The following is a 24,771-nucleotide window of genomic DNA, read 5'->3' as shown; positions in this document are numbered from 1 at the left end:
GGAACGGACGATGATTAAACATATTGTTTTTTTCAAATTGAAGGACTCATCCGCAGAGAATATTGAGAAGACGGTGCAGGTGCTGCGCGATATGGATGGCAAGATTCCGATGCTTAGATCCCTTGAGGCGGGCGCAGATGTAGTTCGCTCGGAGCGCTCATATGACTTGGCTTTGATCGTTGAAGTGGACAATCTTGAAGATTTGCAAGCATATGCCGTTCATCCTGTTCACCAGGAAGTGATCCAGTACATCAATACGGTGAAAGATCATACGCTTAGCGTTGATTTTGAAGTGTAGGCATTGATATAGACTTACAACAACGGGTTGGAGGAGATTTGCGGTGTATTATGTAAATCAAGAACAAATTGAACGGCGGCTGAGCGCGATTCCTGAAATTGCGGAAGGGTTGCGTGCTTCGGCACTATCATGGGACGGAGGCCTGGTGCTGGGGTTGGTTCAGGAGCGTGCGCTTCATCTGGCGATCGAAGTCGTGACGGATGTCGGCAGCTACTTGATTGACGGATTTATTATGCGGGATGCCAGCAGTTATGAAGATATCATGGATATTAATCATGAGGAAAAGGTGTTCCCCGAAGAGGTTCATAAGGTGCTGCTGGAGCTGGTCCGATTGCGCAAACCGCTCGTGCAGGACTACTATGATTGGGACAGGCATACGCTTCATTCTTTGACCCCGATTCTGCCTGATGTTCTGGAGAAATTTGCGGGAAATGTCCGTGAGTATTTAAAGAACGAGATGTACTAATGGTTATTTAGTTTCACAAAGAAATATCCCATGATGCCATGGGCTCTTCCATACACACGATCCTTAACAGGCCTTCAGGGAATCCCTGAACGGTCTGTTTTTTGTTGGTGTTATCTCAAGCGCTTGCATGTTCCGAAATTGCAGGGTAACTCGTGGTTCTGCTGTGCTGGAATAAAAAAATCGCCGATGTTGTGTCAAGACAAGCCCATGCTGCTTATAATGCATCAAGCGACTAGGCATTCGCCCGGTCGGACGAAAGGAGGAGTTCCCCATGACAGAATGGAGTGCGCTGGCTGCTGCCATCGGTATCGTTCTGATCGCGGTTGCGGCGGTGATCATGATGGTGTCGGTTAAAAGGCTGATCGGGCGGGCCGAGACCATGCTGGGCCGGCTTGAGGAAGACAGTGCCCGATTGACACAGGAAGCCTCGCAAGTGCTGGTGCAGGCATCCGTCTCGCTAGAGATGATACAGCGTCAGCTGGCGGCAGGCGAAGCTTTTGCCGCTTCCATGTCCGATGCTGCGTCAGCGGTAGCCAAGACGGCCGATGCGGTTCATGCTGTAGGGAAAAAAGCTTCCATAACCGCCATTGAGCATCTGGAACGTGCTCGCCTCGATAATGAACGGCAGATCGGGGAGATGTTCCGGTGGGTTGATGCCGGAATGACGCTTTGGCATTCATGGAACAAGTACACCTCCAAATCCGGCGAAGGGCAAGCCAAATAGAAGGAGAGATGGAATATGAAAGAGAAGAGCAAAGGACTCCTCTGGGGAGTATTGATCGGCAGTGTTGCAGGTTCTGTTACCGCACTTCTTCTGGCTCCAAAATCCGGCAAAGAGCTTCGGGATGACATTGCCGACGGCGCCCGCGGCATCGGCACCAAGGTGCAGGAGGCAGCAGAGAAGGTAGGAGAGCAGGGCGTTAACCTGATCGGCATCATGACGGATCGGGCGGAGAACGTGATCTCCGACATTCAGTCCTGGCGCAACCGGCAAGAAAGCTGGCTGGCGGATGAGGAAATTGCGCAGGTTTCCTCGTTTGACGAGGACTTTGAAGAAGATGCCTATGTTCCCTCTGCTGCGGAAGTGAAGGTCAACGACTAATTCAGGATCAGATCTTCAGCACTCATTTACGAGGATAAGGATTACGCCAAAATACATGAAAGCCGGGGCGGCAAACAGCCCCGGCTTTGCTGTGTATAACTACTCGAAAGATAAAGACTACTTTTCCTTGTTCCTGTAATGAAAATTCGGCGAGCGGATGTCGTTATGATAAAAGTTGTGGAAAATATGTGTTGTAACGGGCGAGACCGGAGGAATCAGCCAACTCCAATCCCCTGTGAGCTCCCGCCCGGCCTGCTGTTCCCGCTGTTCAAACAAACCGAACTGGGATGCTGCTGAATGATGGTCCACGATGCTAACGCCAGCTTTTTTATAGGAATAGAGGACGGCAGCATTGAGCTCGACCAATGCGCGATCTCTCCATAAGGTCGTTTCGCTGGAAGTATCCTGCCCCATCAGCTTGGCGATAAGCGGAAGCTTGTTGTAGCGCCCTTCGTCTGCAAGGTTACGGGCTCCGATCTCGGTTCCCATATACCAGCCGTTGAACGGTGCGGCCGTATACATAATGCCGCCGATTTCAAGCAGCATGTCCGAGATGAGAGGCACCCCATACCATTTTATTCCCTTCGCTTTCAGTGCAGGAAGTTTGGGATGCTCCAAGGGGACCTCCAGCACGTGGGATTTCGGTATCGGAAGCCATTCCGGAGGCTCATTCCCCTGCTGCACAACCAGCGGCAGCACATCATAGTCGGTCAAGTCTCCCCGCCATCCCAGATCCATGCATGCCTTCGTGAAGGAGAGGGAAGCCGGGTCGCCAACCGTCCCGTCCGGCGTTTCGTAACCCGCATACCGAATCAATTGGTGGTTTTTGATCATCAATGGGGCCTCCCCTGGACGTGCTGCCCTGAAAATCGTAATCATAGGCATGATTTTTCCGCCATTGGTGGCACTCTCGATATGATGAAGGAGTGCTGAGAAAATGTCAGAGGTCTCGGTTAAGTGCCTGGCATCGACTACCTTTAGGCGATCCCAAAACAGTCTGCCGATACAGCGGTTGCTGTTTCTCCAAGCCATTTTGGCCCCATGCGTCAGTTCCTCAAGCGTATGCTCATATGTACCTGTCAGCTTGATCTGTGAGCGGATGTCCATGAGCCGGGCCTCGGCTTCTTCTGGGGTACGGTTTAATTCTGCATAACAAAGCTCGATAAACTGCTTCGCAGCTTCCATAAGGTCGATATGATGTATGTTGTCCTTCACGTAAAATTCTCCTTTACTGTACGCGCGCTTACTATAGTATAAACTACCTGCGGTCAGCGACTGGCGCAAGAGTCCTACAATTGATTGAACAAATTACCAGCCGTCTATTGCAGCAGCGATTTTGTTGAAGATAGGGGGGAATTGGGGTAAGATTTAAGGTACATTTCGATCCGAAATGACATATGGTATCACTGTAAACCATGAATATGACAAGAAGGAAGCGGTGGGTTCGTGCAGCAAGCAATCGCAATACTAGACTCGGGTGTCGGCGGGCTGACTGTCGCTAAAGAAGTGATGAGACAGCTCCCGAGAGAGAAAATTATTTACTTCGGAGATACAGCCCGCGCACCCTACGGACCCCGTACGCCGGAAGAAGTCCGTTTATTTACGGAGCAAATTGTAGATTATTTAATTCAGTATGATCCTAAAATGATTGTGATCGCCTGTAATACGGCTACGGCGGCGGCGCTTGATTATATTTCGTCCAAAGTGCCTGTACCCGTCATCGGTGTCATTCACCCAGGGGCGCGTGCCGCCATAAGTGCAACGAAGACCGGTAACGTCGGCGTGATCGGTACAGTCGGAACCATTGGCAGCGGAGCATATACAGCGGCTCTGAAACAGCTCTCGCCTTACGTCGAGGTGGAAAGCCAAGCCTGTCCCGAACTGGTGCCGCTCGTCGAACACGGATTGTTCCGATCCAAGGATGCTTTGCAGGTGGTGCAAGAATCCTTGAGAGGCATCAAGGATACCTCCATTGATTGTCTGATCCTGGGTTGTACTCACTATCCGTTCCTGATGAATACGATTCAAACGGTCATGGGGCCGTCAGTGAAACTGATCAGCTCCGCCGATGAAACAGCTCGCGAGGTCAGCACGATTCTGTACGATAAAGGCCAGCTTGCGAGCAGCATGGAGAGCCCGGTGCATCAATTCTTCTGTACTGGAGATCCGGTTATTTTTCAGAGCATCGCAACCGAATGGCTCGGAGATCATATCAAGCGGACACCTGTTGTCTGGCAAATTACAAGGCTATAATTCACCATTCATACTAAGAGCTAATCCAGAATGAATAAGAGCAGAAAACGCAGGCAGGACAAGGGATAAGACCTTGTCCTGCCTTTATTATTTTCAGTGCCAAGTTTAGAAAAGGAGCGGGATATGGCGCGGTTTTCGATCTTTTGCATCATACATGTTGGACAACCGGCTGCTCATATACATGGAATGGACGCTAATTGAAGCGGCTTTGCCGCGGAAAGGAATCCATTATGCAGCAATATGTCGTACAGAAAGGCGATACGCTAAGACGCGTGGCTGCCAGATATAGTCTGGCGTATGAACAGCTGATTACGGCGAATCCATGGGCGGCACAGCAGCCGTATCTCCAGCAGGGGCAAATGCTCTATCTTCCTGCATCGCTGCGCCGAAGGTATGTCATCCAGGAACATGATACCTTTGATAGTATTGCCAATACGTTCCGGTTTCGGAAGGAAGCCTTGGAAGAACTGAATCCCGGATTATCGGCTCATCATCTGCCGCAGGGGAAAACGATCGTTCTGCCGGGCACCACGCCTAGGCGTATGATACGATTAACCGGCGAATACGGACCGGGGGATCTGGAACGCGATATACAAGAGATGCAGCTGCGTTACCCTGTTATCGAGTGGAGTGTCATCGGCCGAAGCGTGCTCGGCAAACCGCTATATGCGGCCAAAATCGGTAAAGGCCCTAAGAACCTGCATATTAATGCAGCACTCCATGCCAATGAATGGATCACAACCCCGTGTCTGATGAGATTCATGGAGGAGTACGGCAGGGCATTATCGCAAGAGTCACCGGTTTATTTTCAGGAGCCGGATGCCTGGTACCGGAACTATACATTATGGGTTGTGCCGATGGCAAACCCGGACGGGGTAGAGCTCGTACAAGAAGGAGTCACTCCTTCGCATCCCTATTATGAACGTCTGCTCGAGTGGAATGGCGGACGCGAGGATTTTCGGCGCTGGAAGGCTAATATAAACGGCGTGGATTTGGGTGACCAGTTCCCTGCACATTGGCATGAGGAAGTTGCGCGAAGGGGGAAAATCTGTCCATCCCCGCAGGATTATGCGGGGACTAAGCCGCTAAGTGAGCCGGAAGCCGAAGCTGTCTATCAGCATACACTATCGATATCTCCGGAACGGGCCATTTCCCTTCACAGCCAAGGGCGGGAAATCTATTGGAATTACAGGGACTATGAGCCTCCGGAAAGTGAGGATATGGCCAGAAGATTAGGTCAGGCGGGCGGTTACAGGCCAGTGAAGCTGCAGGGCAGTGATGCGGGATACAAGGATTGGTTCATTCAGCATTACCGAAAACCGGGCTTTACCGTGGAGATTGGTTATGGGGTGAATCCGCTGCCGCTTGAGGATTTCGAGGATCTGTGCGTCGAGGTGGGATCCATTCTAGCTGCGTTTATGTCTTTGGAATAGCATAGTTTGAAACGAAAAGCTTCTATTCCACGTATAATAATAGAAGATGTCGGCCGCTGCTTTTATGGATCACAAGGCAGCGGCCTCTTTTCATGCTTTTTGCTGCCGTCCCCGGAATACGTGTTGCCGGGATTTCTTAGAGATTTGTTAATTGGGTAATATATAGACATGCTGCCTGGAATGGAGGGAACAACATGAAGTGGAGAAGATTATGGTCGCTTCGGCGCTGGTCGCACGTATTCCAGCGGATATTCGGTTATTTAACCTCTTCCCGGGTTTCACTCGGGGACAAGCTGTTATTTCTGGTTCCGGTTGTGCTGTACTGGGTGCTGCCGGACTTTATGCCTTTGCTGCCGATCGACGATATCGGAGTCACGATGCTGCTGATGAATTGGTTCGTATCCCGCGTCGAGCGGAAATATCCAGGTGTGCTCGGTGAAGATCAAAGCCCCGCCAAGCGCGTACGGTAAACGAGCTTTTCGGACGTAAATATACGGACAGGACCCTTGCGAAAAAACCGGCAGGGGTCTACAATAACATATTGAATGAAACATCCGTGAGGAGATGAATATACGTGAAATGTAAAATAACCCGTAATGCCGCTAAGGTGTTAAAGAGAGAGCTGGACAAGGAAGAGAACAAGGACAAGAAAATTCGCGTACTGGTAACCCATGCGCATGGCGATCATGCCCACTACGGTCTGGATCTGGATACGCCGAAGGAAAATGATGTCGTCGTATCCACAGATAAAGAGATCGACGTCATTTTGGAAGCGGGACAACCTTTCCTGGACGGCGTCAAAATCGACTATCTTTATTTTCCTCAGGAAGGCTTTGTGATTACGAATCCGTCCCAGGGCAATCACGGCGACCACTAGGTTACTTCAGAATAAAGAAGGTAATGTACAATGGCTAATGATATTCGCGTCTGCGAGAAGTGCAGACATACGAAGTTAAAGACAATAATCCCGAAAATTAAGAAAATGGTACCGGATGCCGACATTAAGATCGGCTGCAAATCCTATTGCGGTCCTTGCGGCAAACGCGCCTTCATGTATATCAATGGCCGTTATGTCAGCGCGCCTACAGAGGATGAAGTGCTGGCAAAGGCGCTGCCGTTTGTGAAATAACAAACAACTGGCTGTTTGTTACTTCAGAATCGAAGTTTCGCGGAAAATTCCCATTCTTCGGGTATAGTTCCTGGCTCAGCCATCCATGCTAAGAGGGCAGCAGGAACAACAACTTTAGAAGGGAGCATCCGTCATGAACAGTCACGATTCCAGTCTTCATTCCAACAGTCCCAGCAACAGTGCGCTAGATTCCGTGGAGAAGCTGCACCGTGCCGTATCCTCGGCAATGTCCCACCCGACGGAACAGCTGATTCAGCAAGCGGAGAATTCGTTATCCCATACGGAGCAAGCGGTCGCCCAAGTGATGGAGCAGGGGAACCCAAACGCCGTGGAATTGGCGGAAGAGTTGTTAGGCGAAGAGAAGGAACGTCTGTCCAAGCTTCGTTCAGCTAAAAAGTAGTTTAGGATCCTGTGCAGTCCGTTCAATAGCTTTCGAGCTAATGAACGGGCTTTTTTTAATTTATATACGCATTTGAATTATATACTTGATTCCGATATATAATTCTGTTAAATTGTTGTCATGGATAGAACAAGTTTAATAAAAGGACATTTGGAGATGTGCGTATTGGCCATTCTGAGTCATGGCAAGAGTTATGGTTACGAGATCATGAAGGAGCTGGAGAAACACCGACTGAAATTGAAGGGAGTAGGAAGCATCTATCCCATCCTGTCCAAGCTGAAAGATCAGGGTTGGGTGACGGATACGAGGGAGCTTAGCGAGAGCGGCAAAGCCAGAGTATATTACGAAATAACGCCAAGCGGGGATTTGTTTCTGGATAAGAAAATCCAGGAGTGGCAGGAGCTGCAGCAGGATATTCGATCATTGCTTTCATCGAATGTGCAGCGAATGGCAGATGGCGTGGAACAGGAGAGCCAGAGATAATGACATTATCCTATGAAGAAGAACAATTTATTGCGGACGTTCGCTGCGAGTTGATACGGTACGAAATGACGTCAAACCAGGTGGAAGCCGTTGTCGAACAGATCCGGGAACATCTGGAGGCAAGCCGGGAGCACGGGGAGTATGGTCTTGAAGATCTGGGCTCTCCCGATACGTATGTCAGGGATTATGCAGAGGTGCAGGGTTTGGTTAGAGTGCAAGACGCCATGGACCTCGAGTCTGTTCCTGAAGAACCACCGGGACAGCGCAGCGGGCGGCTGGGTGTATGGGACTTTCTGAAATATCCGCTGGTTTTTGCGGCCGTCTATATCATATGTCAGCTGTTCTTTTCCTTCGCATTAACGACGGCATGGGTGAAGGGGTATGAGATAACCGGCTTCAATCTGCTGTACCGTATATCCGATCAGACGTGGTGGAATATGATGTTGATCGTATTCAGCCTTTCGATTTCGGCGCTCGTTACAATTCTGGCCCATGTCTTCGGTAAAAGAAGAAAACATAGAGATCTCCTCCCTTTTAAAGAAGGAGGAAACGTATTATGAGAAAGAAGTGGACGTATGTCGTATTAATCGTACTGGCTTTCGTGCTTCCGACATGGGGGAACGTTGTTGAAGCGGAAGAACTCATGGCTGATAAAGTTAACCTCTACATGAAAGCGGCGATGGAGGAATATCAAATTCCGGGTCTTTCCGTTGCCATCGTGCAGGATGGGGACATAGTGTTTACGAACAGTTATGGTGTTACAGCAGAGGGCAGTACGGTTAGCTCCAAAACTCCATTTTTACTCGGATCCCTCTCCAAATCCATGACGGCGTTAGGGATTGTCCAGCTTATGGATTCGGGCCAGGTCGATTTGGATGAATCCGTTGGGACCTATCTGCCGTGGTTTGCAGCCGAAGCGTCTTCTGAGGTGTCGTCAATAACGATAAGGCAATTGCTGGCTCAGACGAGCGGATATAGTACATATACGGGCTTGGCGTATTCCGATGTGGGTGCGAAGGATATTTCTGCCCTGAAAGAGATTGTGAGCGATCTCTCCAACGCGAAGCTTAGCAGACCACCAGGAGAACAACATCAATACAGCAACGCCAATTACATGATCCTGGGAGCTGTTCTGGAGGAGGTGTCGGGTCAATCTTATGCCGATTATATGGGGCAGCATGTGTTTGGCCCGCTGGGCATGAGTGCGGCTGCAGCAGATAAGGAGCGGGCGGTTCAAACCGGGTTTGAACATGGGTATCAATCTTGGTTCGGCTATCCGCGAGTGAGCAGCGTCCCCTATGACAATAGCGGTGCTTCTTATGGTTATATCTCGGCGAGTATCGACGATATGGCGCGGTATCTCCAATTTTTGCTCCAAGATAATGACATGTTGCTTAGTCGCGAATATAAGGAGCTGCTCCTATCACCTTTAGTTCAGCATCGACCAGATCGTGCCTATGGTTTTGGCTGGAGGATAAGCGAGACGGAACAAGGCGAGAGGCTGGTATGGCACTCCGGATCAACACCGGAAGCCCGGGCGGAAATCTTCTTCATCCCTGAACAGGGCGTAGGGGCCGTTATTTTAACCAACAAGGACCACATTCTGGAGGAAGCCAGATTGATTCAGGTCTCCAAGGATTTGAGAGGGATATTAGACGGACAGGACCCGAAACCGCCTTCCGCTGGAATCCATCCGGTGATTTGGGGATTGGCGGTAACTTTGATCATTCTGCTCGCTATCATGATATGGATGCTGCTAAGAATGCATAAACGCAGCTTGAAGTTATATCTCACGCTTCCGCTGAGTTTGGTTCTCTTTGCGATGTCAGCTGGCATCATTCCGCTCTTCACGCGCCTGACAAGCTCCCCTTGGAATTCCATACGACTCTTTGCACCGGACATTGCCTATATGACGCTGGGGATTGCAGCTAGTCTGGCATTGATGGCGCTTGTGTTGATGTACGGAACGCTTGTCAGCCGTAGGAAACATCTTGAGTCGATTACCCGGCGCGCTTGATATGAAATGCAATCAGTAAAAAGATGGTCCCCCCATAAATACAGCTTGGTGTGTGTTCGGACATTGCCTAGCCCCAAAAAACAAACCAGGCCGATGAGCGAGATCAGCCTGGTTTGTTTCGTTTAGCAGCCTCAGTCAACAGCGATGAGAGGCTAAAATATTATAACGTTAGGCGCGGTTATCGAGTATTCACTTCACCTTCTGCTTTAAATAACTTCAGCAGGTCATACGTGATCACTTGATCGGAAATCCGCAGCTGCTTCTGTGTCTCATCATATCCGTCACGGCATGCCTGGATGTCAGTTGGCTGACGTGTCGTCAGATCATAACAGGTTCCACCTTCAAGCCCGGCCGTCTCGGTGGGCAGATAGAACACCTTCTCATCGGAAAAAGCGCCGCTGCGCAGCGGAATCAGACGCGGTTCATCATCAAACAGATGGCTGCCGATCCAGTAATATGGCTCATCCGATACACCGAGAAGATGAAGAATACTTGGTGTCACGTTCATCATGCCGGCGGCCTCCGGGTAAACTCCGGCATGCCCTCCGTCTGGCAGGCGGATGAGGAGGGGAACCTGGTTCATGATTTGCTCCATGTCGAGTGCGTTCAGGTCTCGTCCCAGGAATTTCTCATAGTCCGCTTTTTCCTTGATCGAATTGTCGTGATCCCCATAGATAAGCAATATGGTGTTATCCCACAACCCTTGTTGTTTCATCTGCTCGACGAACTGGCCAAATGCTTCGTCGACATAGTGGATCGACTGCAGATAGTTTCCGAATATCGAGCCTTCGAAAGCCCCCGTATCCAGCTTCGCAGCATCCTTGGGGACATAATACGGATGATGGCTCGTTAACGTAATGAGGAAGGAATAGAAGGGCTGTTTGATGCCTTTCATCTCATCCAGCGATTGCGCGAAGAACGCTTTGTCGCTTAATGACCATCCCTGCACATCGTTCATTTCAAAATCCTTCTTGCTGTAAAAACGGTCGTAATTCATTTCCCGGTACATCGTGGTACGGTTCCAGAAGCTGCTGTCATAGGCATGGAATACGTTTGCTCCATAACCCTGTTCTTTCAGAATCTCCGGAAGGGTATCGTACTCGCGGTCAGCATATCGCGTGAATACGGAACCTGTGGGGAGCGGAAGCAAGGAGCTGTGCGTGACAAAATCCGCATCGGACGTTCGCCCTTGACCGGTTTGATGATAGAAATTGCTGAAATACATACTGTCCTTCATCAATCGGTTGAAGTTAGGGGTAATTTCCTGACCCTCGATCGACTGGCCGATGACAAAATTCATTAAGGCCTCCGTCTGAATCATGATGACATTGCTGCCTTTATACTTGCCGAACAAGGCGCCCGTACCGGACGGCTCCATACGCTTGGCATCAAACCATGCCTTGACCTGGTTGACCTCATCCTCTGCCAGCTTGGGCTGCCCCACGAGATGATCTCGTCCATAACGGTAGATATCATATCCGTGAAAGCCGATCAGTCCCGTCACATTATACAGCGTAATATTCCACCAATTGCCTTCAAAAAGGCCTACGGCCCATGTATTGGACGCTTTCTTGATAGGAACGAAAGTCATGATCATGCCCAGGATGAACACGAGCGTGCCTGTAACCCACCGGCGAATGATCCGGTTCCGCCGATGCTGGCGATATTCTCCCGGGAGTGCATGGGTTTCCAAGGTGGTTCTCCGTTTGCGGAATACCACCACGGCAGTAAACGGGACAATAATAAGCCAATCGATAAAAAAGAACAGATCGTACGCATGTATCAGGGAACGTATGCTATCCCCGAGGGAACCGACTTGTCCAGCCTGCATAAGGACCGGCACGGTTATGAAATCATCGAAATAGCGGTAATAGATCAAATCCGCGTACAGGATCCCTGTCCATAAGAGATTTAATAAAGTTAAAGCTGCAAGCCGGCCTCTTGGCGGAAGCCACAAGGTCCAGAAGGAGATCAGCAGGAGCGAGCCGACAGCGATCACATAGTCTGCCTGATCCAGCTTCATGTTGGTAATATGGAGATGATGATCAAGCATGATCAGCTTGTACATCATGAGGATAAGGAATAATAAATATGCGGTGTAGCGGTAATGCAGCCCTTTGGAGACCCGGCTTCGGATATCGCTCCATGATGGGGATGAGAGCACGTGGGTATCCTCCTTTTTTTTGAAAAACATCCTTTAATCGCAGTCTTCTTATTATAGCTTGGCCCGGATGACCGAGCAAAAAACGCCGCCCAAGGGCGGCGTTTGCAAGAAGCGTCATTTCGTTATTCCGCCGATTTGTTACGCGGCGGCAAGGGGCCCAGGTATTGATAATACTGACATTCGATCCGGCCATTGAACAGCTTGCGGCGCTTATCCGCCTTGCGGCCGAAGTAATGCTCAAACTGCTTGGTCGGGCTGAGCGCGAAGAAGGACCAGGTCGGAAGTGAATGCGTTACGGATCCGAGCTGGCGAATGAGACGCTCAACCTCCTCTTTCTCGCTTAACCGCTCGCCATATGGCGGATTGGTGATGATACAGCCGAATTCGCCCTCAGGGATGGCTTTGGCTGCAGGGAGAACCCTAAAGTCGATTTCGCCGGCAAGTCCCGCACTTTTGGCGGCGGCCTTGGCTACTTCGATCGCTTTCGGGTCGATATCGCTTCCGGCGATATGCAGCGGAATATCGTCCTTCACAGCGTCAAAAGCTTCCTCGCGCGCATCCTCCCAGAGGTTGTCCCCAATAATATCCCAATGCTCGGACGGGAACGAGCGGCGCAGGCCGGGCGCAATATTCCAGGCCATCATCGCGGCTTCGATCAGAATGGTGCCCGAACCGCAGCACGGGTCATACAGCGGACGATGCGGACCCCAGCGGCTTAATTGCAGCAGAGCGGAAGCCATGGTTTCCTTCAGCGGAGCTTCCGTAACCAGCTTGCGGTAGCCGCGTTTATGAAGGGCTGGTCCTGTGGTATCAAGGGTCAGTATGGCTCGATCCTTCAAGAGGGAAACCTCGACTACATATCGGGGGCCGTCCTCGGGGAACCATTCCGTACGGTGCGAGAGCTTCAGCTTCTCCACGATTGCTTTTTTCACGATGCCCTGACAGGCGGGAACGCTGCTAAGCTGCGATTTATGGGAACGTCCTTCCACAGGAAATTGGCCATCCGCCGGAATCCAATCTTCCCATGGAAGAGCTTTTGTTCCTTCAAAGAGCTCATCGAAGGTAAAGGCGTTAAACTCACCCATCTTGACGAGAATACGGTCCGACGTCCGGAGCCACAGATTGCAGCGGCAAATATCGATCAGGTCACCTGTAAAGGTAACTCTGCCATTTTCTACTTCCATGTCGGTATACCCGAGCTCTTTCAACTCGCGGGCAACGACGGCTTCCAGCCCCATCGGGGCCGTCGCGATCAATTGTAATCGAGGCATTAACGATGTCAACTCCATTTAACATGTGTACGGCGATAGTCGCCGCCGGTTCAATCTATATAGTATAGGCGATTGCATTGACTAAGACAATTATCATATGATAGTTCTCGTTAGGTTTAACGGGAACAGCGTATCTTATCAAGATAAAGGAGGCGGCTTCATTGCTTACCACCCCTGATGATTATGTTAATCAATTATACCCTGAAGATGAAGAACTTCAGTTTGTGATAGAGGCCATCCGCAAGCAGGGGATGCCGGAGGTTTCGGTGGCACCGGCATATGGCCGACTGCTGACCATGCTGGTACAGACTGCCGGCGCCAGGAATATTCTCGAAATCGGCGCCCTTGGCGGCTATAGCGGAATCTGTCTGTGCCGAGGACTTCCTGCGGACGGCAAGCTCACCTCACTCGAGCTGAAGGAAGAATATGCAGAGCTTGCAGGCAGGCATCTGGAGAAGGCTGGATTCAAGGATCAGGTAGAGTACCGGATCGGTCCGGCTGCGGACAGTTTGGCAGCGTTGAAGCAGGAAGGACGAACATTCGACTTTTTCTTTATTGATGCCGATAAGGAGAACTATCCCCTATACTTGGATTATGCTTTGGAGCTAGCGAATCCGGGTGCCCTTATTGCCGGGGATAACTGTTTCTTGCGCGGCAGAACGCTGAACTCGGAGAAGAACGGTCCTTCGGTTCAAGCGGTACGCCGATTTAATGAAGTCATTGCGACGGACAAGAGGCTGGTCAGCACGCTGCTGCCTGCTTATGACGGGCTGATCCTGGCACGCGTTAAATGATGAAACCATAAGCCGATCATAACAAGGGGCTGTCCTCGGGTCGATGCAGACCACGGGACAGCCCCTTGTTGTTTGGATTGGGAGACAAGCTCCAGCTGTAGATGACAGACTCCGGGGGATCAACGATATTTGGGCGAAGGCTTTTGCGAGAACAGTTTTCTTCTCACCCACATCATATTGATGATCAGCAGACAGCCGGAAGTAATAAACAATCCTTCGATGCCGATGAAGCCGGATAAGAATCCGCCGATAACCGCCCCCAGCATGTTGCCAAGCGCGAGCGAGCTTGTATTGAAGCCGAAGGAGCGGCTTTCCATGCCGTCCGGCGTATAAGAGCGAATCAGTGCGTTGACGCTTGGCAGCAGACCGCCCATGAAGACGCCCATCATGAACCGTACGATAATCAACTGCCATACCGATTGAACAAAAGCTTGCGGGATCAGCGTGAGTCCCGTACCGATCAAGGCATAGGTCAAGATGCGGTGCGCGCCGACCTTGTCGCTGAGCTTGCCGAGAATCGGGGAGGCGATCATGTTCGACAGCCCCGTTACCGCCACAACGAACCCGGCCCATATCGCAATATCCACCGCGGTCCCATGAAGTTTCTGAACGTACAGCGGAAGCAGCGCCATGGGACTGATCATGGCGAATTGCAGCAGGAACGTGACGGCGAATAACGCCGGCAGCTGCGGAATGTGGCTCAGCTCCTTGAGCCCGGCAATAACCGAAGGCTGGGGCGCCTTGGCCGCCTGCTCGCGGTTGAAATTTTCCTTGACGAGGAACAAGGCAAGCATCGAAGCGGCAAAAATCAATCCGCCCGTGATATAGAAGATTGGCCGGAATCCGACCCAGCTTGCCATGAGTCCGCCGATCAACGGACCGAGAATTGTGCCTGCAACTTGTCCGGACTGCATGATGCCCATCGCAAATCCCATTCGATTCTTTGGCGTTGTGCCCGATACGAGCGAGATCGCCGCAGGGTTAAATCCCGATATGGTACCGTTCAGCAGCCGCAGAACCAGCAGATGCCATGGATGAGTAGCAAAGCCCATGCACGCAATGACCAGCGCCATGCCGAAGCCGGAGCGCAGCAGCATGATTTTGCGTCCGTATTTGTCTGCGACCTTTCCCCAGATCGGTTGAAAAATGAATGATGTCAGGAAGTTGGCGGCGAATATTAATCCTGCCCATAGTCCTATTTCCCGATCTCCCACGACATTCAGGTCTTGCGCCAGATATAACGTCAGGAACGGGGTGATCATGGTCATCCCGGAGTTGACCAAAAACTGTCCGAACCAAAGCACAATGAGATTGATTTTCCAATTGGTCAATGTGCCCTTCACTTCCTTTCTAAGCTGTCGAGCCCGAAATAGCCGGGCGAATTGTGGAACTATCCTAAAAATGCCGTTCTTTCAGTATAACATATTTAAAAAGTGCCAAATGCTAACAATGTCATAAGATTGTCATGCGATTTTCATAGGATGTCCATGTAAGACGGTTGTTACTTACTTTTAAAAAGGGCATAATGAAATTTAGGAAACTTTATACACATTGATGGGGGCCTAATCATGACCTATAACGATCAATTCATTCGCGCTTGCCGCAAGCAGGAAGTGAACCACGTTCCTGTATGGTACATGCGTCAAGCGGGACGCTACGACCCGGAGTACCGAAAGATTAAAGAAAAGTACTCCTTACTGGAAATATGCAGTCAACCGGAGCTGGCGGCAGAGGTAACCTTGATGCCCGTACGGAAGCTTGGTGTGGACGCGGCTATTTTATATTCCGATATTATGAATCCCGTTGCCTCGATCGGGGTAGACTTCGATATTGTGAAAAATATCGGCCCGGTGATTGATAATCCGATCCGATCTGCGGCGGATGTAGAGAAACTGCGCCCGATCGATGTCGAGGGGGATCTTGGACATGTGTTGGAGACCATCCGGATCCTGGATAAGGAGCTGGAAGTGCCGCTAATCACGTTTGCGGGCGCTCCATTCACGATTGCCAGCTATCTCATCGAAGGCAGACCATCCAAAAATTATCTTCGCACGAAAGAGCTCATGTACAGTGAGCCGAAGGTATGGTTCTCGCTGATGGACAAGCTCGGGGATATGGTGATCGCTTATCTGCGCGCCCACGTCGCTAACGGCGGGAAAGCGTTTCAATTGTTTGACAGCTGGGTGGGGGCTTTGTCTCCACAGGATTTCCAAACGTATGTCCTTCCAACCATTAAGCGTATTTTTGCAGAGCTTCAGGACCTGAGTGTTCCGAAAATTTATTTTCCAGGCGTGAGCTCAGGTGAGCTGCTGCCTACGCTTACCGATCTGAGAACGGATGTCATCGGTCTCGATTGGAGAGTGTCCATTGCAGAAGGACGCCGCCGTTTAGAGCATAAGTATGCTGTTCAGGGCAATCTGGACCCGACCATACTGACCGGACCGATGCCGGTCATCCAGCAGTATGCGAAGGAGATTATCGATCAGGGGATTCAGGAGCCTGGCTTTGTGTTTAATCTAGGGCACGGTTTATTCCCGGAGGCTTCGCTGGAGAAACTGCGTGAGTTGACATCGTATATTCACGAATACTCCGCTCAGGCACTGCAGGCAGGTGCACAACGCTCTTAAATGTTGAATATTTTATTAGTCAGAGGTGAGATGGTATGAAGAACAAGATTGGCGTGTTGGTTATGTCCTACGGCACACCGGAGAGCATGGAAGGAATCGAGAGTTATTATACCCATATCCGTCGCGGGAATAAGCCGTCGGAGGAGCAGCTTAAGGAGCTTACTGACCGCTATGAGGCGATTGTGGGAGGTGTGTTTCCACTCCGGGAGAATACGGACCGACAGGTACGCACGCTGCAGGATACATTGAATGCGGATCCTCGCGCGATCGATCTTGAGTTTGTATGCTATCAGGGACTGAAGCACGCTGCTCCATACATCGAAGATGGTGTTGAGCAAATGGTGCGGGACGGCATTAAGGAAGCGGTCGGCATTGTGCTGGCTCCTCATTACTCCACGATGAGCATCGGATCCTACGTGAAGCGCGCTCAAGCCAAAGCGGATGAGTTGGGACTTCAGATCTCGTTTGTGGAAAGCTATCACAAACATCCGAAACTGATCGAGGCCTTTGCGGACCGGGTGTCCGCCAAGCTGAACCAGTTCGAGGAAGCAGGGGCTGACCGTGACAGCGTGAGAGTGCTGTTTAGTGCTCACAGCCTCCCGGAACGCATCTTGTCCATCGGAGATCCTTATCAGGATCAGCTTCTTGAGACATCCAAAGCCGTAGCCGAACAGGCAGGCGTCAAGCAGTGGCAGTTCACATGGCAAAGCGCTGGCCGGACGGCGGAGCCTTGGCTCGGTCCGGACATACTTGATACGCTGCAAACGCTGAATAAAGAAGAGCAGGTCGAGGATGTGCTGGTTGCGCCGGTCGGTTTTGTCTCGGATCATCTTGAGGTTCTGTACGATCTGGATATTGAAGCCAAAAGCATTGCCAAGGAAATGGATATGCGGCTTGAGCGCATCGACTCCTTGAACAGCGATCCGCTATACATGGAAGCGCTCAGCGATTCCGTGATCACCTTGATCGGTCTGTAAATCCGTTATTACCGGAAATTCGAATAGAATGCTTAGATATGGAACTCCCCGGTGACGGGGGGTTCTATTCTTTATAGGGAAGCTGGTATAATGGGGGGAGCGACTTATTACGCGAGCTTATCAGTGAATAAAGGAGTGACCTATGCATCTGTCACGATCAGAGAAAAGCAAGGCCGAGAAAAAGGCCCGTAAGCAGCGAACCGGTCAGGTTTGGATCATACTTAACTTATGTCTGATTTTTATGATCGCTGCTTTGCTTGTCTATCATTTTAAATTTAAGGAAGATCCTGTTCAGCAAACGGCTTATCCGCCCGGTATGCCGGAGTTTGGCATGGAAGGGGAGCAGGCGGGTAACCCGGGTTCCGGACAACCAGCTGACAGCGAGGGGACGGATTCGATGCCTCCGAGGACGACGGAGACGATGGAGACCGGCGAGCCCCCAGATTCCGATATGACCGAGCCTGAAGGCAGCGCAGCAGATGATCCTGCCGATTCCGCTCTTGCAAAGCGGGTGGTCATGCATTTTGCCGGGGATACCTTGTTCTCGGGCAAAGTGGAGGATGCGCTGAAGAATCACGGGTACGATTATCCATACAAGCATCTGGGTACTGCATTCCATGAGGATGATCTGACCGTACTTAACCTGGAAACGCCGGTTACGACCGGAGGCGTTGGCGCCGCCAATAAGAAATTCGTATTCAAGTCCTCACCGGACGTATTGCCGGCTCTCCGAGATGCCGGGGTAGAGGCCGTAAATCTGGCTAACAATCATATCCTAGATCAAGGACAAGAAGGACTTCTGGATACCTTGAAGCATTTAAAGGATCATGATATCCGTTATGTGGGAGCAGGACGGAATGAGAAGGAGGCCTTCGCGGCCCAGTATTTCGAGCTTCAGGGCATGACGGTTGCCTTGCTTGGATTCAGCCGTGTGCTTCCGGAGACGACCTGGTACGCGCTGGAGAACAGGCCGGGGGTGGCCGGGGCATATGACCATGTGCTGCCCAAGGCGGTTGAAGCGATCAACGCGGCGCGTTCCAAGGCCGATCTGGTGGTCGTGGTTGCCCATTGGGGAGAGGAGCTTCATAAAACGCCAAATGTTCACCAGATTAATCTGTCACGTGCGTTTATTGACGGTGGAGCCGACCTGATTATCGGTGGGCATCCCCATGTGCTGCAGGGATTGGAGCAGTACAAGGGCAAGTGGATTGCTTACAGTACCGGTAATTTCATATTTACCAAATCGTCGAATGAGGATACGTGGAAAACAGCCGTATTCCAGGCATCATGCAGTAAGCAAGGAGACTGTGACTTGAAGCTGACGCCTTACCGTACGGAGATCGGACAGGTCATTCCTCTCGAAGGCAAAGAAGCTAAGGCTTTGCTGAAAGAGGTGGAGAGGCGATCTGTCGGCGGCGTCAAAATAGCGCTCGATGGTAAAGTTATCGCTGGCAAGGCAGTGGAATAATTCTTTAAATCCTTACATCAAGGAGGTCCCACCATGAACAATTTATGTGTGGCTCACCGGGGGTTCTCCGGTAAAGCACCTGAAAATACGCGCGCAGCCATTCAGATGGCGATGGATGAGCCCTTCGTGCATTGGATGGAAATTGATGTGCAATTGACTCAGGACGGGGTCCCTGTCGTGATACATGACTATAGCGTGGACCGGACCACGACCGGAAAAGGCAAGGTGAAGGATCTGACCTGGCAGCAAATCCGGAGGATGGACGCCGGAGAATGGAAGGGACGCCAATTCAGGGGAGAGCAGGTTCCTTCACTGGATGAAGTCCTGCAGCTTGTCAAAGGACGATTGAAACTTAATATCGAACTTAAAACGAGCGGAGACATGTATCCCGGCCTGGAAAAAGCCGTTCTGGAGCGGATTCATGCCCACCGGATGCTGCAGGACGTGGTGCTAACTTCTTTTGAGCCGAAAGCCTTGATGAAGGCCAAGGAATTGGAACCTGACGTAAAAACCGGACTTATTATCGATGCGCATCCCCGCAATTTGCTGGCGCGCTTGAAGCAAATGAAATGTTCCTTTTTATCGATCGGCTATTCCCACCTGGATGCGGCCTTTGCGTCCGATCTGGTGAAGAACGGCATTACGCCCATGGCCTGGACGGTGGATGATGCGAAGAGCATGAGATCGCTCGCGCGAATGAATCCCGCCATCATGATCTGTACGAACCGCCCCGATACATGGGGGCAGATTTTTATCCATAAAATTGCACCCAAAGTTCCATTCTGGCGAAGAAAATGGAGGTTTTAATGTTATGTGTGCCCTAGTGAATAACGTTTATTGTGTAGGTCGTAATTATCAATTGCATGCGGCGGAGCTTGGCAATGCCGTGCCGGAAGAGCCGATGATTTTCCTTAAACCCTCGCATGCCGTCGTTCCATTGGATGGCAGCGTGCTGAAGCTGCCGATGGACCGCGGCAGTCTTCATTTTGAAGGCGAGCTAGTTATACAGCTCGCGGAGGATTACGCGCCAGGCAAGACCGTTGACGAGCTTGTAAAAACGATGGCCCTTGGCATCGACTTCACGCTGCGTGACGTACAGTCGGTCATTAAAGAGAAGGGACATCCTTGGACGGCCGCAAAAGCGTTTAAATCTTCCGCACCGCTTACGCCATCCATTGCGTTTCCCGGGACCGCGAAGCTGGCGGATATCGATTTTACCGTAAGGCAGAACGGCGAAGAAGTACAGCGCGGGAATGTGAAGGATATGATCTTCTCCCTTCAGCGTATTATCGATTACATCGGCGAGCATTATGGCCTTGGCCAAGGTGATTTAATCTTCACGGGTACGCCGGCTGGCGTAGGACCGACGGAATCCGGCGACGTGTTCGAATTGTTCTGGGGAGATGTCCGTCTGGGCCGCTGCGAAATCGGGTAAACGGATATATGCTTTAACACATGGGAGGGGTCACAGATGGATTGGCTGATCGGAGCGGCAGGTGCCCTAATCGTGGCAGGAGCCGCGTACAGGAAACGATCACTATCGGAATCCGGAGCCGCAGCCGCTATTCTGATGGGTACCATATATTACGGAGCAGGGAACGTGTTTTGGTTCGGAACCCTGCTTCTTTTTTTCATTACATCCACACTGTTATCCCGGTACGGGAAGCAGCGGAAGGCAGACCTCGAGAAATCCTATGCCAAGACAGGGCGTCGGGATGCGGGCCAGGTCTTCGCCAATGGCGGCATCGGCATGGTGCTGTGTCTGTTAAACGTATGGATTCCGTCCGATCTGTGGGTATTCCTGTTTATAGGCGTTATGGCTACGGTAACGGCGGATACCTGGGCCACGGAGTTAGGCAGCCTTAGCCGGAAGCCCCCGCGTTCCGTGCTGAACGGCAAGGTGCTGACCGCCGGGGAATCCGGCGGCGTGTCCTGGGTCGGCTCCACGGCAGCAGCGGCAGGGAGTTTACTGATTGGGGCAGGCGGATGGCTGCTTGCCGGATGGAGCGGCATGGATGCAGAGCTGTTGCCGTATGTTCTGGCAGCCCTCGCCGGCGGACTGGTTGGAGCCTTTGCCGATTCGTACCTCGGAGCGACATTACAAGTGATGTATCGCTGCCGTGTGTGCGGCAAATCGGTGGAAGTGTCGCATCATTGTGGTGAAGATACCGTGCGTACGCGCGGCGCTGCGTGGATGTCCAACGATGCAGTCAATCTGGTCAGTTCGCTTCTCGGCGGAGCGGCAGCTTATGGGATTGCCGTGCTGATTGCGTTATAATGTATCCATCTTACCGATGAAACAAACGATCAACGAAATCTATAGATGTAAGTAGGGATCATAACAATGAATATTTTGACCGTCGAACAGGTAACAAAAAGCTATGGAGACAAAATTCTGTTTCAAGATGCATCCTTCGGAATGGAGGATCAGGATAAAATCGGCATTATCGGCGTGAATGGCACGGGGAAATCCACATTTCTGCGGGTCATCGCGGGGCTCGAACCGCCCGACTCCGGTAAAATATCGATGGGCAATCGCATCCGGGTTCGTTACCTCGCGCAGAATCCGGAGTTTGATCCGGACAAAACCGTCCTGCAGCAGGTGTTTGAGGGCGATCTTCCGGAGATGAAGGCCGTGCGGGAATACACTGAAACGATGGAACTGCTGGAGCTGCATCCAAGTCATGAGGAGCTCCAGCAGAAACTGCTGAAGCTCAATCAGACGCTGGATACGCTGCAGGCATGGCAGCTTGAAAGCGATGCGAAAACCATCCTGTCCAAGCTGGGGATTCGGAATTATGAAGCGAAGATGGGGACGCTGTCGGGCGGCCAGCGTAAGCGGGTGGCATTAGCCGCCGCCTTGATTCAGCCTTCCGACTTGCTTATTTTGGACGAGCCGACCAACCACATTGACAATGAATCCGTTGCCTGGCTGGAGCAGTATTTGCAGAAGCGCCGCGGCGCGCTGCTCATGATTACGCATGACCGGTATTTTCTGGACCGGGTGGCCAATGTTATGCTGGAGCTGGATCACGGACGGCTGTTTCGATATGAGGCGAATTACAGCCGTTTTCTGGAGCTGAAGGCAGAACGCGAGGAGCGTGAAGCCGCTTCCGAGCAAAAGCGCCAAAATTTGCTGCGGAGCGAGCTTGCCTGGATCCGCAGAGGGGCCAAGGCCCGCACGACCAAGCAGAAGGCGAGGATTGAACGTTTCGAGAAACTCAAGGATCAGGAGATGGTACACAGCTCCGGTGAACTGGACGTTTCGGTCGCTTCCACCCGCTTGGGACGCAAAATTCTGGAGATTGAAGGTCTCCGGATGAAGATCGACGACAAAACGTTAATTCAGGACCTTTCCTATATCGCCGTTCCCGAGGATCGGATAGGTATCGTAGGCCCGAATGGCAGCGGCAAATCCACACTGCTCAATCTGATTGCCGGGCGGATTCAGCCGGGTGGCGGGGAAGTCGTGCTCGGACCGACGGTCAAGCTCGGTTATTTCACGCAGGAGCATCAGGAGATGGACGGCAGTCAGCGCGTGATTGAGTATATCAAGGATGAGGCCGAGGTTGTCCGCACGGCGGACGGTTCGGCGATTACCGCAGCCCAGATGCTGGAACGCTTTCTGTTCCCGCCCGCGCTGCAGTGGACGCCGATTGCGAAGCTGTCCGGAGGCGAGAAGCGCCGCTTGTATCTGCTGCGGGTGCTGATGAGCGCACCGAATGTGCTGCTGCTTGATGAACCGACCAATGATTTGGATATCCAGACATTGTCCGTCCTGGAGCAGTATTTGGATGAGTTCCCGGGCGTCTGTATCGTGGTATCCCATGATCGCTTTTTCCTGGATCGAACCGTGGACAAGATTATGGCCTTTGAGGGCGACGGTCAGATTCGTGTCCATGTGGGCTCTTACAGCGAATATGCGGAATGGATGCAGCGTCACGGCGGTGAAGCTGCCGGGAGCAAGGCGGAAGCATCCATAGCCAAATCTGCTTCGGGGAGCAGCGATGGCACGGACAGCGATTCAGCTAAAGAAGCGCCGCGTGAGCGCTTGAAATTCAGTTACAAAGAACAACGGGAGTTTGAGCAGATTGACGGGCTCATCGAGGATACCGAGAGCAAGCTCGTTTCGATTCAATCCGAGATGGAGACCGCCGGCAGCGACGCAGCCAGGCTTCAGGAGCTGATGAAGGCTCAGGAGGAAACGGAGCGTGAACTGGAGCATCTGATGGAACGCTGGACCTATCTGAACGAGCTCGCGGAGAAGATTGAACAGAGCAAGAAATCGTAAGGATTCACGCGATCCATAAATAAAGGGGCGTCCCCAGGCATAATGCCTTGGCGGGACGCCCCTTTGTTAGTATAAGGCCAGCGTGGCTGAACCATTTTGATCATACAGCAACAACATCTTCTAAAGAGAGGATGGTTTTTTGTGAAAGAACGCGAACAGACGTTGTTTATAAAATGATCAACTGACGTAGGCCGCCAGCAGCTTTACGGTGTTAAGAACGGCTTGTTTATGCGTTCTTTCCATTGCATGGGATGCATGGACGCCGGGACCGATCAGCGCGGCCTTGATGTTGCTGCCCGCGGAAAGCGCTGCAGAAGCGTCAGAGCCGTAATGAGGGTAGACATCCACCGCATACGCAATGCCTTCGCTTTCGGCCAACTGGATCAAACGGCTGGTCATGTTATAGTCATAGGGACCGGATGAATCCTTCGCGCAGATGGATACATCGGTTTCCTTGCAGCTCAGGTCATCGCCGATGCAGCCCATATCGACCGCAATCATCTCATTGATGTCGGCAGGAATGTAAGCCGCGCCATGTCCCACTTCTTCATAGTTCGAGATGAGAAGCTTCACATTATGTTTAGGTTTCCAGTTATCCCGCTTCATGCTTTCGAGCAAGCCGAAGAGGGCAGCGACGCTGGCTTTGTCATCCAGATGGCGCGATTTGATGTAACCGCTTGGCGTAATGACCGCACGGGCATCAAAGGAAACAAAATCTCCAACCCCGATGCCGAGTTTCTTCACATCATCGGCCGACTCCACCATTTCGTCGATCCGGACCTCCATATGGGCTTCCTGGCGCTTGAAATCGCGTGCATCGCTGTATACGTGGACAGAAGGATGCGTGGACAGGATCGTGCCCGTATATTTCTTGCCGCTGCGGGTATGGATGATGCAGTATTCATTCTCAATGCTGTTCATCATGTATCCGCCAACGGAGGTAAGACGGAGCGTGCCCTCTGATTTCACGGCACGAACCATCGCGCCAAGCGTGTCCACATGGGCGCTCAGACCAACCGTACGGCTGCCGTCTTGTCCGGGAACGGACAGAATGGCGCCGCCTTTTTCATTCCATTCGAGCGAAACATCAAGCGTTGCGGCTTCCTGTTCGATCCGCTTCATGATGTCATGGGTATATCCGGTTGGGCTCGGTGTATCGAGCAGTTCTTTTAGCAGGTTCAGCACGTAAGTTTCATTCGGTTGTATCGCCATTAATTGTTCAGCCTCCTTGGTTCAATCGAACAGCCTTCCCTATTCAGCGGGGGCGTCCTTCTGTTCTTTCTTGCTTTCCTCTTCCGCAGCTTGTACTTCAGGGGTGTATCCCGTTACTTCACGGATATGTATAAGTTGCTCGGCTAACGAACGGATCTCCTTCTGCATTTGATATTGACGGTAAATGCCGAACGTGCCGACAATGAGTCCCCCGATCAGCGAGCACCCGATAATCAGCAGAATCAGCGGTACATTGACTGTGCCGAATAATAAATTCACTGCGACCGGTTTGACATTGATGACGGCGAATACAGCCGTAATCAGGGCAAACAATAAGGCTGCGATTAGCGACCATTGAATTTTCATGGGGAACACCTCCTTCCTCC

27 protein-coding genes are annotated in these 24,771 nt (G+C 51.6%); 21 read left to right on the top strand and 6 right to left on the bottom strand.

Going from position 1 to position 24,771, the window contains the following annotated elements; genetic code table 11:
- The first annotated feature begins 10 nt into the window (after nt 1-10).
- From AC0VZ8_RS24010 to AC0VZ8_RS23995, 4 genes are all read left to right on the top strand, one after another.
- Complete coding sequence (locus AC0VZ8_RS24010; protein ID WP_071223373.1) at nt 11-298, top strand: Dabb family protein; 288 nt, start codon at nt 11-13, stop codon at nt 296-298.
- Between the two features lie 43 nt (nt 299-341).
- Complete coding sequence (locus AC0VZ8_RS24005) at nt 342-764, top strand: DUF86 domain-containing protein (protein ID WP_475484650.1); 423 nt, start codon at nt 342-344, stop codon at nt 762-764.
- A gap of 271 nt (nt 765-1,035) precedes the next feature.
- Complete coding sequence (locus AC0VZ8_RS24000) at nt 1,036-1,488, top strand: DUF948 domain-containing protein (RefSeq protein ID WP_260066248.1); 453 nt, start codon at nt 1,036-1,038, stop codon at nt 1,486-1,488.
- A gap of 15 nt (nt 1,489-1,503) precedes the next feature.
- Nucleotides 1,504-1,866 carry a YtxH domain-containing protein gene (locus AC0VZ8_RS23995; protein WP_071223138.1) on the top strand — a complete coding sequence of 121 codons (363 nt, stop codon included), beginning with the start codon at nt 1,504-1,506 and terminating at the stop codon, nt 1,864-1,866.
- Nucleotides 1,867-1,983: 117 nt separating this feature from the next.
- On the opposite strand, the gene AC0VZ8_RS23990 is transcribed toward AC0VZ8_RS23995, so the two are convergent.
- Nucleotides 1,984-3,051 (bottom strand): nitric oxide synthase oxygenase, encoded by a 1,068-nt coding sequence (locus tag AC0VZ8_RS23990; RefSeq protein WP_475487752.1) that lies wholly within the window; start codon nt 3,049-3,051, stop codon nt 1,984-1,986.
- A 261-nt stretch (nt 3,052-3,312) separates the two neighbouring features.
- On the opposite strand from AC0VZ8_RS23990, the gene racE reads away from it, so the two are divergent.
- The 9 genes from racE to AC0VZ8_RS23945 all read left to right on the top strand — a co-directional run bounded on the left by racE (nt 3,313) and on the right by AC0VZ8_RS23945 (nt 9,581).
- On the top strand, nt 3,313-4,119 hold the full coding sequence (gene racE / locus AC0VZ8_RS23985; protein ID WP_194543909.1) for a glutamate racemase: 807 nt from the start codon (nt 3,313-3,315) through the stop codon (nt 4,117-4,119).
- Nucleotides 4,120-4,349: 230 nt separating this feature from the next.
- The gene (locus AC0VZ8_RS23980; protein WP_475484649.1) at nt 4,350-5,552 is read left to right on the top strand and encodes a M14 family metallopeptidase; all 1,203 of its coding nucleotides are present in this window, start codon (nt 4,350-4,352) and stop codon (nt 5,550-5,552) included.
- Nucleotides 5,553-5,746: 194 nt separating this feature from the next.
- Nucleotides 5,747-6,022 carry a hypothetical protein gene (locus AC0VZ8_RS23975; RefSeq protein ID WP_475484648.1) on the top strand — a complete coding sequence of 92 codons (276 nt, stop codon included), beginning with the start codon at nt 5,747-5,749 and terminating at the stop codon, nt 6,020-6,022.
- A gap of 104 nt (nt 6,023-6,126) precedes the next feature.
- On the top strand, nt 6,127-6,429 hold the full coding sequence (locus AC0VZ8_RS23970) for a heme biosynthesis protein HemY (protein ID WP_071223134.1): 303 nt from the start codon (nt 6,127-6,129) through the stop codon (nt 6,427-6,429).
- A gap of 30 nt (nt 6,430-6,459) precedes the next feature.
- Nucleotides 6,460-6,681: a YuzB family protein gene (locus AC0VZ8_RS23965; protein ID WP_071223133.1), complete on the top strand. Its 222-nt coding sequence runs from the start codon at nt 6,460-6,462 to the stop codon at nt 6,679-6,681.
- Between the two features lie 133 nt (nt 6,682-6,814).
- Nucleotides 6,815-7,081 carry a hypothetical protein gene (locus tag AC0VZ8_RS23960; RefSeq protein WP_475484647.1) on the top strand — a complete coding sequence of 89 codons (267 nt, stop codon included), beginning with the start codon at nt 6,815-6,817 and terminating at the stop codon, nt 7,079-7,081.
- Between the two features lie 120 nt (nt 7,082-7,201).
- Nucleotides 7,202-7,564 carry a PadR family transcriptional regulator gene (locus tag AC0VZ8_RS23955; protein WP_194543905.1) on the top strand — a complete coding sequence of 121 codons (363 nt, stop codon included), beginning with the start codon at nt 7,202-7,204 and terminating at the stop codon, nt 7,562-7,564.
- On the top strand, nt 7,564-8,124 hold the full coding sequence (locus tag AC0VZ8_RS23950) for a hypothetical protein (RefSeq protein ID WP_475484646.1): 561 nt from the start codon (nt 7,564-7,566) through the stop codon (nt 8,122-8,124). Before AC0VZ8_RS23955 ends, AC0VZ8_RS23950 begins: the two co-directional genes overlap by 1 nt.
- Nucleotides 8,121-9,581: a serine hydrolase domain-containing protein gene (locus tag AC0VZ8_RS23945; protein WP_475484645.1), complete on the top strand. Its 1,461-nt coding sequence runs from the start codon at nt 8,121-8,123 to the stop codon at nt 9,579-9,581. Before AC0VZ8_RS23950 ends, AC0VZ8_RS23945 begins: the two co-directional genes overlap by 4 nt.
- 178 nt (nt 9,582-9,759) lie before the next feature.
- Here AC0VZ8_RS23945 and AC0VZ8_RS23940 read toward each other — a convergent pair whose 3' ends face one another.
- Nucleotides 9,760-11,745, bottom strand: coding sequence for an LTA synthase family protein (locus tag AC0VZ8_RS23940; RefSeq protein WP_475484644.1), 1,986 nt, complete (start codon nt 11,743-11,745; stop codon nt 9,760-9,762).
- A 122-nt stretch (nt 11,746-11,867) separates the two neighbouring features.
- The gene (locus AC0VZ8_RS23935; RefSeq protein ID WP_475484643.1) at nt 11,868-13,016 is read right to left on the bottom strand and encodes a THUMP domain-containing class I SAM-dependent RNA methyltransferase; all 1,149 of its coding nucleotides are present in this window, start codon (nt 13,014-13,016) and stop codon (nt 11,868-11,870) included.
- Between the two features lie 161 nt (nt 13,017-13,177).
- On the opposite strand from AC0VZ8_RS23935, the gene AC0VZ8_RS23930 reads away from it, so the two are divergent.
- Nucleotides 13,178-13,810, top strand: coding sequence for an O-methyltransferase (locus tag AC0VZ8_RS23930; RefSeq protein ID WP_475484642.1), 633 nt, complete (start codon nt 13,178-13,180; stop codon nt 13,808-13,810).
- A 119-nt stretch (nt 13,811-13,929) separates the two neighbouring features.
- Here AC0VZ8_RS23930 and AC0VZ8_RS23925 read toward each other — a convergent pair whose 3' ends face one another.
- On the bottom strand, nt 13,930-15,141 hold the full coding sequence (locus tag AC0VZ8_RS23925; RefSeq protein ID WP_098748046.1) for an MFS transporter: 1,212 nt from the start codon (nt 15,139-15,141) through the stop codon (nt 13,930-13,932).
- A 237-nt stretch (nt 15,142-15,378) separates the two neighbouring features.
- Between AC0VZ8_RS23925 and hemE the strand changes: the two genes are divergently transcribed.
- The 7 genes from hemE (at nt 15,379) to taeA (ending at nt 23,173) form a co-directional block, all read left to right on the top strand.
- Nucleotides 15,379-16,437: a uroporphyrinogen decarboxylase gene (gene hemE / locus AC0VZ8_RS23920; RefSeq protein ID WP_071223124.1), complete on the top strand. Its 1,059-nt coding sequence runs from the start codon at nt 15,379-15,381 to the stop codon at nt 16,435-16,437.
- Nucleotides 16,438-16,472: 35 nt separating this feature from the next.
- Nucleotides 16,473-17,414, top strand: a complete 942-nt coding sequence (gene hemH / locus AC0VZ8_RS23915; RefSeq protein ID WP_260066231.1) for a ferrochelatase — start codon at nt 16,473-16,475, stop codon at nt 17,412-17,414.
- Nucleotides 17,415-17,556: 142 nt separating this feature from the next.
- The gene (locus AC0VZ8_RS23910; RefSeq protein WP_260066229.1) at nt 17,557-18,882 is read left to right on the top strand and encodes a CapA family protein; all 1,326 of its coding nucleotides are present in this window, start codon (nt 17,557-17,559) and stop codon (nt 18,880-18,882) included.
- Between the two features lie 33 nt (nt 18,883-18,915).
- Complete coding sequence (locus AC0VZ8_RS23905) at nt 18,916-19,689, top strand: glycerophosphodiester phosphodiesterase (protein WP_475484641.1); 774 nt, start codon at nt 18,916-18,918, stop codon at nt 19,687-19,689.
- A gap of 4 nt (nt 19,690-19,693) precedes the next feature.
- Entirely contained in the window at nt 19,694-20,317 is a 624-nt protein-coding gene (locus AC0VZ8_RS23900) for a fumarylacetoacetate hydrolase family protein (protein ID WP_260066227.1), read from the top strand.
- A gap of 36 nt (nt 20,318-20,353) precedes the next feature.
- Entirely contained in the window at nt 20,354-21,160 is an 807-nt protein-coding gene (locus AC0VZ8_RS23895) for a DUF92 domain-containing protein (protein WP_260066225.1), read from the top strand.
- Nucleotides 21,161-21,226: 66 nt separating this feature from the next.
- Complete coding sequence (gene taeA, locus AC0VZ8_RS23890; RefSeq protein ID WP_260066223.1) at nt 21,227-23,173, top strand: ABC-F type ribosomal protection protein TaeA; 1,947 nt, start codon at nt 21,227-21,229, stop codon at nt 23,171-23,173.
- Between the two features lie 177 nt (nt 23,174-23,350).
- Here taeA and AC0VZ8_RS23885 read toward each other — a convergent pair whose 3' ends face one another.
- On the bottom strand, nt 23,351-24,385 hold the full coding sequence (locus AC0VZ8_RS23885) for a M42 family metallopeptidase (RefSeq protein ID WP_475484640.1): 1,035 nt from the start codon (nt 24,383-24,385) through the stop codon (nt 23,351-23,353).
- Between the two features lie 39 nt (nt 24,386-24,424).
- Nucleotides 24,425-24,751, bottom strand: coding sequence for a LapA family protein (locus AC0VZ8_RS23880; RefSeq protein WP_071223116.1), 327 nt, complete (start codon nt 24,749-24,751; stop codon nt 24,425-24,427).
- Nucleotides 24,752-24,771: the final 20 nt, after the last annotated feature.

This window comes from Paenibacillus sp. QJM3NY_38 (assembly GCF_056173265.1).
This window is presented reverse-complemented; position numbering and strand designations above follow the sequence as displayed.